The sequence below is a fragment of the Microcystis sp. M_QC_C_20170808_M3Col genome, assembly GCF_007095505.1.
In the GTDB taxonomy this organism is placed as follows: domain Bacteria; phylum Cyanobacteriota; class Cyanobacteriia; order Cyanobacteriales; family Microcystaceae; genus Microcystis.
Window position 1 is genome coordinate 1 of sequence record NZ_SFBY01000254.1, and the last position, 9693, is coordinate 9693.

A 9693-nucleotide genomic window follows, 5' to 3' on the forward strand; every position below is an offset into this window, starting at 1 on the left:
ACCAGAACAGAGTAAATCTGTTAAGGCAGGTGCGAAACCCCGCAAGGGAAAGAAGCAGAAACCTAAATCGTGAGGTTTGGGAATCACCGTCCGTTTACGGCGGTGAGGATGTCAATGTGACAGGGAATTATGGCGGCGATACGGTAGTTTTGCAATGAAATCGGCGGAACAGCAGTCATTTCGATCATGGCTGACGACAATGTTTAATGATGGTTAGGGGGGTTTCGTGGCGTTGAACGGCATGAACAATGGGACAATGGGGGAAAGCTTGGAAATAATCGTATCGGGATATAGCTAGATAATAATCGGGGTCGGGGGCCTTTCCCCAAGCAAAGTCATCTCGATAGATCATCGTCAAGTTTTTTTGGTGATCCTCTAGCATTTCCGCCCCAAACATCGGGCCGGCGACGACAACGGTAGAATTAGCGGCGGCATTTTGATTAAGCCATTCCATCCCCTCTTTTAGACTTAATCCCCAGTAATCGGTTTCCTGTTGACCGTGGGCGGCTTTTAAGCCCCCGTAGGCGCGATTATAGTAGGTGTATTCGTAGGGATGGAGGCTAATCATGTCATAGACAATGACGCTACAGTTCAGGATGAAAAGGGTAGTTAGAAAGATTTTTATTGACTTTTGTTTGATTTTGTGGTATGTCCAAATAATGGCTGTGCTTGCGATCGCTGCGAGGGCGGGAATGACAAATAAAAAGTGACGGATGCCGTCGTAGAGGGTAGATTGGCGTAGTATAGCAACGGTGGGCAGTAAAAACGCTTGGAGCAGGGTGATTAGAGCGCAAGCACGCTGGTTTGGCGTTAATTTGGTCATTTTTGTCAAAATAACAACTGTAAACCCCACTGCGGCAATTTGCCAGAGGACGGGGGTGGTGAGGGAAAATAGCTGAGGTAGATAGTACCAAGGCAGGGAACGACCAGGGATATTTTCACCGTCAAAGAGAACCGTATTATCCCAGATGTTGTATTTTGACATTAGGGTTATGGCTTCGATAAACCAAGTAATCGGGTTTCTCCAAGCAGCAGGATAGACTATGTAGGTGGTTATTGCCCAAAAAAGTATAATAATTGCGTATAAGGGCAGAAAACGCCCGATAGTTTTGAGGATTGTTTTTAAATTCCATCGGGCAACTAGATGGGCGAAGATGAAATAAAAAAGGATAAAAAATCCGCCGATGCGAATTCCGGTGATTAAACCAGCGATAATTCCGTAGAGGCAGGAATAGAGAGTTAGAGAGTTAAATCCTAGTTTAATAGTTTGATTTTCGGTCTTGAAATATTTATCTAATAGCAGGGAACCGGAAAAAGTTCCCAGAGTAAACATAGCTGCGAAGGGGATATCTTTGGGGTTAAAAAAACTATGACCCCAAAAAGTAGGAAATAGGGCTAAAATTAGCGCACCTAACCAAGCGGATTCGATTCCCGCTAAGATAGCGACAATTCCCACCACAGACAGATAGGCAATCAGGGAAAAAAGAAAAGTAACGACGTGCTTAACGCGAGTTACTTGCCAGATATTTGCTAACCATTCATCCTTAGGGGTGGGATTGGGGGGGAGATTGGGGGTGTCGGGAGAGATATTTTGTTCAGTTTCGTAGATTAGTTGAGAGATATAGTTAAAATAAAAGCCATAATGCCTTGACATTTCGTGAATTGGCTTATTTCTGCGGATATAGTCCCAGTTTTGAACCACCATATCCACTTCAATCGCCTCATCCCAAGTGATGCCATAGTTACCGACAACTGCCAGACCGATGGTAGCAATAGCGAAGATAGTGGCGATAATTTTAAGATAATCTCTAGGGATAAAAAATCTGTGACCTAGTAATTTCATTATCGGGATAGGGTAGGGTAAAAATCTTATAGTTTAGTATACAGGAATGAACTGAAAATTAAGCACTGGGAGTAATAGTACTAACTGGCTACTTATTGACGATTTTGCTCGATTTTACCTCGGTTACTCGCCAACTGAGTTTGAGATTCATCCAGAAATTCCAGATCGTGACAACTGCGATGGCGATTAAATTGGCCAGATAGCGATCAATCCCGACAATATTAAAGAAAAAATTGAGGATCAGTACGTTGAGAATTAATCCCGCTAAACAGATGAGATTAAATTTGAAAAATCTTTTTAAGCGTTGATTCAGTCCCTTTTGATCGCTGGCGATATCGGCGAAAGTCCAACGATTATTCCAGAGAAATTATTAATAATTGCCATCTCGGCGGCAATAATCTTACTGCGAGTCAATCCCCAAGCGAGGGTGCTGGGATCGCTGAGGAGATAGAAAATAGCCATATCGAGGAATACCCCACTAAATCCCACCAAAGAGAAGCGCAGAAAGCGATCGAGAGGGAATTGCTGTTGCAGACGTACAAAACGACTTTTAGAGCGCAATTTTAGCAGATGTAGTATGTATTCGATGTATTGTTTCCAAGTTACTTTGCTTTCCCCTTGCTGACGTTCTTGGAAAACGTAGCCGACTTCAGCAATTGTCTTGATCTGACCGCGGCCGATTAATTCTAGCAGAATTTTATAACCCATCGGGTTGAGGACGCAGCCAGCGATCGCCTGTCGTCGAATCATAAAATAACCACTCATCGGATCCGATACCCGGCCAACCACACTGGGAAGAATTAATAATCCTAAAAGTTGGGTTCCTCTGGAAAGAAAACGTCGGGTGAGACGCCACTCACTGACTCCTCCATCGGCTACATGACGACTAGCGACGGCGAGATCGGCTCCTGCTTGGATTTGCTCGAGGAGTTGCAGCAAAATTTCGGGGGGATGCTGCAGATCCGCATCGATTACGCCGAGAATTTCCCCCCAGGCCAGCTGCCAACCCCTTACCACTGCCAAGGAGAGTCCTTTTTCCCCTTGCCGGCGCATAACGCGTAGTCGGGGATAGTGAGTCATCAAAGTGGCGGCGATTGCCCAGGTAAGATCGGGACTATCATCATCCACAAGGATTAATTCGTAATCTTCGGGGAGGGTTTGAGCGAGTAAATCGTTAAGAATAGCGATCAGGGAAATAATATTCGGCTTTTCGTTATGGGTGGGGATAATCAGAGACAGGGAGAGGGGATGAGGGAGGGAATTCTCCTGATCAAACTCCTGGCCGTTTATTTCCCTAAATGGAGGAGAAAAAGGTACTTGCAGAGGACTGTTCGGGCAGAGGAGAAAGGGGGGGATTTGTTGGGTGGTCATGAAAAAATTTTTGACTCGCTCACAAGAGGATTAATACGTTAGATAGACGGCCTAGTAGAAAAAGTTTCTATCTGATTTGGGATAAGCGAGACTTCTTTCCATTAAATCACACGGGGTCGTGATTCCCTGGCTGCCGGTTTACTGGCTAATCTCGGCCATGACGCGGAACCCCAAAACGCTGTAACGTTTTTCAGGCAAACAGAAGGTTCGGTTAGCACTGCGACAGTGATTGGCTTCATCACCCCAGCTGCCACCGCGCACGAGACGGGCTTTTTGATGACGGGGATGGATTCTCTCATCGGGAGTGAGCCAGGATTGACCGTTGAGGGGGGGATTCCGATTATAGTTTCGGTGCCAAACATCGGCGCACCATTCTCCGACGTTGCCGTGAATATCGTAGAGGCCGAAGGCGTTGGGTGGATAACTGCCCACGGGGGTAGTGCGAGTTATGTAATTACCTGGTGGTTCGTCGGCGTAGGGATTGAAGGCGGCATAATAGTTAGCTTGGGCAGCGGTTAAGGTTTCGCCAGCATGAAAGGGGGTGGTAGTTCCTGCGCGACAGGCATATTCCCAGCGCGATTCGCTCGGTAGGCGATAATCTCTGCCGGTGGCTTTAGAAAGGCGTTGACAGAATTCGATCGCTTCGTACCAAGATACCCGTTCAATGGGATGATTTGACCCGGTGAAAAAAGCGGGATCGGCGTTGATATCTATATCAACCTGCGGTAAGGATGCGATCGCCAGCCATTGGGCTTGAGTAATCGGGTATTTTGACAGTAAAAAGGCTTTGTTTGTCACTGAACGCTGGGGTTTTTCGCTGCCAGTGTGATCCCCTCGTTCTTCTGGTGGCGAACCTTGTAGGAAGCTGCCACCGGGGATGTAGACCATTTCTAGATCGATGCCGGGGGAGAGGGGTTGGCGAGTAGAGCGAGCCATATGGCGAGAGCGAGCGGTAATCTCACCATTACGAGCGATTGTTACGGTTTCAAACGAATATTCGCTAAATTCTAGGCTCTTGGCTTCGATGGGAACGCTCTCGGTTAAAAAGCGATCGAGATTGGCTTGATCTGTTTGTGTCAGGGAATTAGTCCGTCGGGGGGCTAAGATAGTGGCAATACCCGCTCCTCCTGTGGCTAGGGCGGTTAATTTGAGAAAACGCCGTCTCGGGAGCGAGCGATGCGGATGATACTCTGAGTTCTTCATGATTTTTTGCGCTATTCTTTCCCACGATAGCCGCTCGACTAGGGTAATGACTTTTGCTCTTTTATTTTCTTGTTTTCTCGTCTTTGATATTTATCCTTTGCAGCCAGAAGGCTCTATCTCAGTCTAGAGTGGTGATATCTGGGGCGACGATACTGTATTTAACTGAGGGCTGTTTTTCGAGAAGCTTGCCCATTGATTATGGTACAATGGCACAGGTTGAGTGAAAACAAACAGTAAAAAAATACAAAATAATGACCCCAAAAGAGTTTCTATTAAAGAGTTTTAGCAAGTTTGATTACCGTCTATTTCTGGGTGTATTAATTACGGTCTTGGGATTTATCTTAAGATATTATCAGTACGATTCCTTGCCTCCCTATAACTGGACTCAAGATGAATTTGCCTTTGCTTGGAGTGGCATGAGTTTGATTCAAGAGGGAGTTCCTACCAGTTGGTCTTTCCTCAGTCCCACGGATGATTTTCTGGTGACAGTTTGGGAAAAAACTGCCGTTCGTTATCGTTTTGTTACCCCTTGGTTTGATCATCCTCCCTTGTTTGGATTAATTGTGGGTATGACGGCTATTTTATCGGGAGCAAAGGAATTTTTTGACTGTAGTTTAACAGTAATTAGAATTCCTTCTTTAGTTTTTGGCACTCTCTCTATTTTCTTATTTTATTTATTAGCTTTACGTTTGACTAATACCGGTGTGGCGATTATAACTTCTTTAATTTTTGCCACTAACCCCAATACGGTTTTTTTATCTCGTTTAGCAGTTAGTGAAAATTTATTATTATGTCTAAGTTTAGCGGTAGCACTTTTATTCCTTCAGTACGGTGAAAAGTCTCAAAAAAACTATCTATACTTGGCTATATTTCTAGGTGGTTTAGCACCTTTAGTTAAGGTGACAGGATTATATATCCTCGCTTCTCTAGTCGCTTTACTATTATTACAAAAAAATTGGCGAGATAGCTTAATCGCTTCTCTGACGGCAGTTTTATCCTTAGGTTTATATTACCTTTATGGTTGGTTTTATGATTTTAGTTGGTTTTTAACCACCCTTCAAGAACATAAAAATCGCTTTACGGATTTTGCTATGTTAAAAAATCTAGTTCTACCCACAGTTTTTTTTGAGGATGGTTGGTTGATTTTTAGTTGGATAACTTTACTGCTTGTTGCTAGATTTCCTTTAAAAATATCTAAAATACGATTAGTTATTTTTCCTATATTAATCTATACAATTCTTCTTATTTTTTCTGGCGCTCAAAGTCATTACTACGCTTGGTATGTAATTCCTTACTATGGATTTCTCTTTCTAGTGCTTGGTATATTCTTAGACGATTTTCGGAAGAACCCTGATTTTATCGGTGCTGCCACTATCTTTATTTTTATTGTCGTTTGGTCGGTGAATTTAAATATTAAGGATTGGGTTTTGAGTTCCCCTTACGGTAGATATTACTTTATTATCGGAACGGCAATTACTTTAGGGGGATTTTTCTTTAATGATTTAACCGAGAAAAAATCGGAAATTTTAACTAATTTTGTCAAGATAATCATGCTTATTGTCTTTTGGGGATTGTTACTAGGTAATCTTAATCTCATCCTTAACTATAAATTGCCAAGTTAAGCTAGTAAAACTAAACAAATAAATCTTAATTTTCTAATTATGAAAATCCTCAAACGTTTTCCAAGTTCTCATCCCTTATTTTGGGCAATTATCTACTTTATTGCTTTGGGAATTATCTCGGTTATTTTAGGTCAAGATGTTAGTTGGGATTTACGCAATTATCATTTCTATAATCCCTATATGTTATTGACAGGAAGGTTTAAGTATGATGTCCTACCCGCGCAGATACAAACTTTTTTTAATCCCCTGATTGATGTTCCCTTTTTCATCGCTGTTTATTATCTGAAACTGCCTCCGATTGTCGTGGGTTTTTTAATGGGAGGATTGCACGGGTTAAATCAATGGTTAGTTCACCTAATTACCTATCATTCCCTAGATAAAGTTTCCGAAAGATACAAGATAACTCTAAGCATAGCGGCAGCGATTACCAGTATTTTTGGTGCAGCCTATATCTCGGAGTTAGGAACCAGTATTGGTGATAATACCACCAGTGTTTTTGTTTTGGCAGGATTATTTTTTATAGTTAGTAGTTTAGGTAAAAATCTGCCAATTCCCACTAAAAATATTCTTTTAGCTGGATTCTTATTAGGATTAGCAACGGGGTTTAAATTAACCAATGCTTTATATAGTATTAGCTTTGTGGTAGCCATTAATTTTTTACCTAATTCTTGGTCAGAAAAGTTACGCAATTTAATTCTATCAATTCTTTCAATGACCGTGGGTTTTAGTCTCACTGCCGGTTATTGGATAATCTTAATGTGGACAAAGTTTGCTAATCCTCTTTTTCCCTTCTATAATAAAATCTTTCAATCTCCTTATATTGAAACCGACTACAATTTTAAAGGGATACAATATTTACCTAAAGATATCTGGCAATGGTTGTTTTATCCTGTTTATTTTATCCAGAGACAAACTCTTGTATCTGAGGTTCCTTTCCAAGATAGCCGATTAGCTATAACCTATTTATTGATAATTTTACTAATAGTAGTGATTATTTTTCGTGCTATTTCTAAGCGCAATCTATCTTCTGAACCTGACTTAACCCACGGTGCAGTTTTAGGGTTTTTACTGCCTTTTTATCTGACCGCTTACTCTATTTGGTTAGTGGGATTTTCTATCTATCGTTATCTGATGCCATTAGAATTAATCAGTCCCACTTTAATTATTTTGATTATTGCCTATCTTTATCCTCGCAGGAAACCATTATTAATCATAAATTTGCTAATATTTTCCTTAATTGTCACTACGGTTAAACCGATGGATTGGTGGAGAATGGGATGGTCAGATAATTATTTTGGTATCGATAGTCAAGCATTAAAACCCTACGAAAATTCCACGATTGTTATCTGGGGAGATGAAGGAACATCTTTTATCGTTCCTTATTTTCCTGCTTCCACTCGTTTTGTGAGACTCAAAGGCAATACTGGAGTCAGTGAGGGAACTTTAATGCGAAAAAATGCCGAGACATCTATTGCTAATACTCCCCTAGAATCTCTCTACATTCTCCAGACGGACTTTAATAAAAAATCCCCTGATATAGTGGAGGATTTAGCCAAGGAAAATCTCGTTATTGACTTCCAAAGTTGTCAACCCTTTCCCACCAAAATCGAAAAATTTAATCTCTGTCGTCTTGAGAAAAAGTAATTCTCACGGGAAAGCTATGCTCTAACAATTGTTAATTGCCAGTGACTCCTACCTTTTATCTGTAATGATTTATCTATTGACCGTTAACTACAATTGCGCGGAATTAATTAAGCGTTTAATCGCTTCCCTCAACGATGACTTATCTGCTACTCTCATCATTGTTAACAATTCCATTGAAGATAAAAATATCCAATCTTTAGCAGCTGAAAGAGTCAAGATTATTGAAGCGGGGGAAAATTTAGGATTTGGGAAAGGATGTAATCTGGGACTTGATTGGATTTATCAACAAGACAGAGAAGCTATCGTTTGGTTAGTTAATCCCGACGCTTACTTATTACCGGACTCTCTGGAGAAAGCAAGCAAATTTTTTCAGCAATATCCGGAAGTTGCCATCGCCGGTACAGAAATTTACGAACCGGATGGTAAAATCTGGTTTGGTTGGGGAAAATTTAATGCAAAAATCGGCACAATTAACGTAGTAGAGGAATCCTTAGACTATCGAGATAAACCCTATCTAATTCCCGACTGGGTGACGGGATGCAGTTTATTAATTAATTTCTCGAATTTTTCCACTTGTCCCCATTTCGATACCGATTACTTTCTCTACTACGAAGACTTTGATTTTTCCCGAAGATACGCAAATCAAGGCTATTTAGTTGTTGTTACCGATCAGATTAAAATCATTCATGAACCATCTTCTATCACCCGTCGCTATGGTTATCTAAGACTAACTCATAATATCTATAGTTATCTTCTCAGTCTCGAAAAACATACGACTTTAACTATCCTTGTTTATCGCTTGCTGCGGATGAGTTTTATGTCTGTACTGATCCTTCCCATTAAACCGAAATTCTCCCTAGCAAAGCTGCAAGGAATTCAACTCTATTGTCAAAGAATTATCACTAAACTGCGTCTAGGTTGAAACCCTTAGTTTTGCGGCTTCAGGCATTATTCTTACTAAATCCTGTTGAAAAGCTATAGGAGAGCGGGGAGCGGCGAGTAGTGGTGATGGTGAGCTATCTTGCTGGTCTAGTCTGACAGGTCTATTGACCCGAAAAATAAGGAAGAGTGAGCGATTCATGTTAATTTTTATTAAGAAGCGATCTTTGATGAGAACAAACAACTATGAACTTCGAGATTCCCAGTGCCGTAAAAACTTGGTCACAATTTGGCCATCCCATTCTAATGTGGGTTTTATTAGGATTAACTATCTATGCCCTCTATTCGGGGCTACAATGGCGACGGACGCGGACAGCAGATAAAGACCTAAAAAAAGAATTATTGCCCAAGGATTTTCGCACTAAACACTATCAAATTGGCTCCCTAATCCTCGCTTTAATGGTGTTGGGGACGATCGGGGGTATGGCGGTGACTTATATTAATAACGGTAAATTATTTGTCAGTCCCCATCTGCTGGCGGGTTTAGGGATGGTGGGTTTAATCTCGATCAGCGCCGCTTTAGTACCTTTAATGCAAAAAGGCAATGAATTGGCCAGAATCACTCATATTACCCTTAATGCCGTCATTTTAGGTCTTTTTGGCTGGCAAGCCTTCACAGGAATGGATATAGTCCAGCGTATTCTCAGCAAAATGTAAGAAACTTTGAAAATATAGGATGCGTCATCAGACGCATCCAACCCTAAAAAGTGCTTTCAAAGTTATAGCGTTTCCTGTTGACAAGAGGTACATTCTCAATCCTGAAAAGCTTAATCAGCAAAGGTTAAAGTGTGCCACACAGATGTGAGAACCGCTATAATCACAAGTTATATACTTTGCACGGCTATAACTTGCATTTTTTACTCAAAGACAATAATATAGTTTAAGAGTCATAATTAGAAGTAAAGCACTCATTGAAAACATGATTAACCTAGAATTCACCGAAGAAGAAAAGAACTCACTGTATTATGAAAGATTTCATCATCCCCATCCCCGGGTTCAACTTAAGATGGAAGTTCTTTGGTTAAAGAGTCAAAAAATACCGCACCAAAAAATTTGTCAGTTAGCAGGAAT

Annotated in this window: 6 protein-coding genes and 2 pseudogenes; 5 read left to right on the forward strand and 3 right to left on the reverse strand. The window is 41.2% G+C overall.

The annotated features are described in order from the left end of the window. Nucleotides 1–184: 184 nt before the first annotated feature. From EWV84_RS11440 to EWV84_RS11450, 3 genes and pseudogenes are all read right to left on the reverse strand, one after another. A complete protein-coding gene (locus EWV84_RS11440) occupies nucleotides 185–1843 on the reverse strand; it encodes a glycosyltransferase family protein (RefSeq protein WP_287078097.1) in 1659 nt (552 codons plus the stop codon). A gap of 88 nt (nucleotides 1844–1931) precedes the next feature. Beyond that, nucleotides 1932–3214: pseudogene (locus EWV84_RS11445) on the reverse strand (glycosyltransferase). 138 nt (nucleotides 3215–3352) lie between these two features. Continuing rightward, on the reverse strand, nucleotides 3353–4417 hold the full coding sequence (locus EWV84_RS11450) for a formylglycine-generating enzyme family protein (RefSeq protein ID WP_286824841.1): 1065 nt from the start codon (nucleotides 4415–4417) through the stop codon (nucleotides 3353–3355). 251 nt (nucleotides 4418–4668) lie between these two features. On the opposite strand from EWV84_RS11450, the gene EWV84_RS11455 reads away from it, so the two are divergent. The 5 genes and pseudogenes from EWV84_RS11455 to EWV84_RS11475 form a co-directional block, all read left to right on the forward strand. Then, entirely contained in the window at nucleotides 4669–6039 is a 1371-nt protein-coding gene (locus EWV84_RS11455; RefSeq protein WP_287078098.1) for an ArnT family glycosyltransferase, read from the forward strand. 39 nt (nucleotides 6040–6078) lie between these two features. Beyond that, nucleotides 6079–7683, forward strand: coding sequence for a glycosyltransferase 87 family protein (locus tag EWV84_RS11460; RefSeq protein ID WP_287078099.1), 1605 nt, complete (start codon nucleotides 6079–6081; stop codon nucleotides 7681–7683). A gap of 64 nt (nucleotides 7684–7747) precedes the next feature. Continuing rightward, the gene (locus EWV84_RS11465; protein ID WP_287078100.1) at nucleotides 7748–8605 is read left to right on the forward strand and encodes a glycosyltransferase; all 858 of its coding nucleotides are present in this window, start codon (nucleotides 7748–7750) and stop codon (nucleotides 8603–8605) included. A gap of 203 nt (nucleotides 8606–8808) precedes the next feature. Then, nucleotides 8809–9279 (forward strand): DUF4079 domain-containing protein, encoded by a 471-nt coding sequence (locus EWV84_RS11470; protein WP_286824837.1) that lies wholly within the window; start codon nucleotides 8809–8811, stop codon nucleotides 9277–9279. A gap of 262 nt (nucleotides 9280–9541) precedes the next feature. After that, nucleotides 9542–9693 (forward strand): annotated as a pseudogene (locus EWV84_RS11475) (IS630 family transposase); the annotation flags it as partial.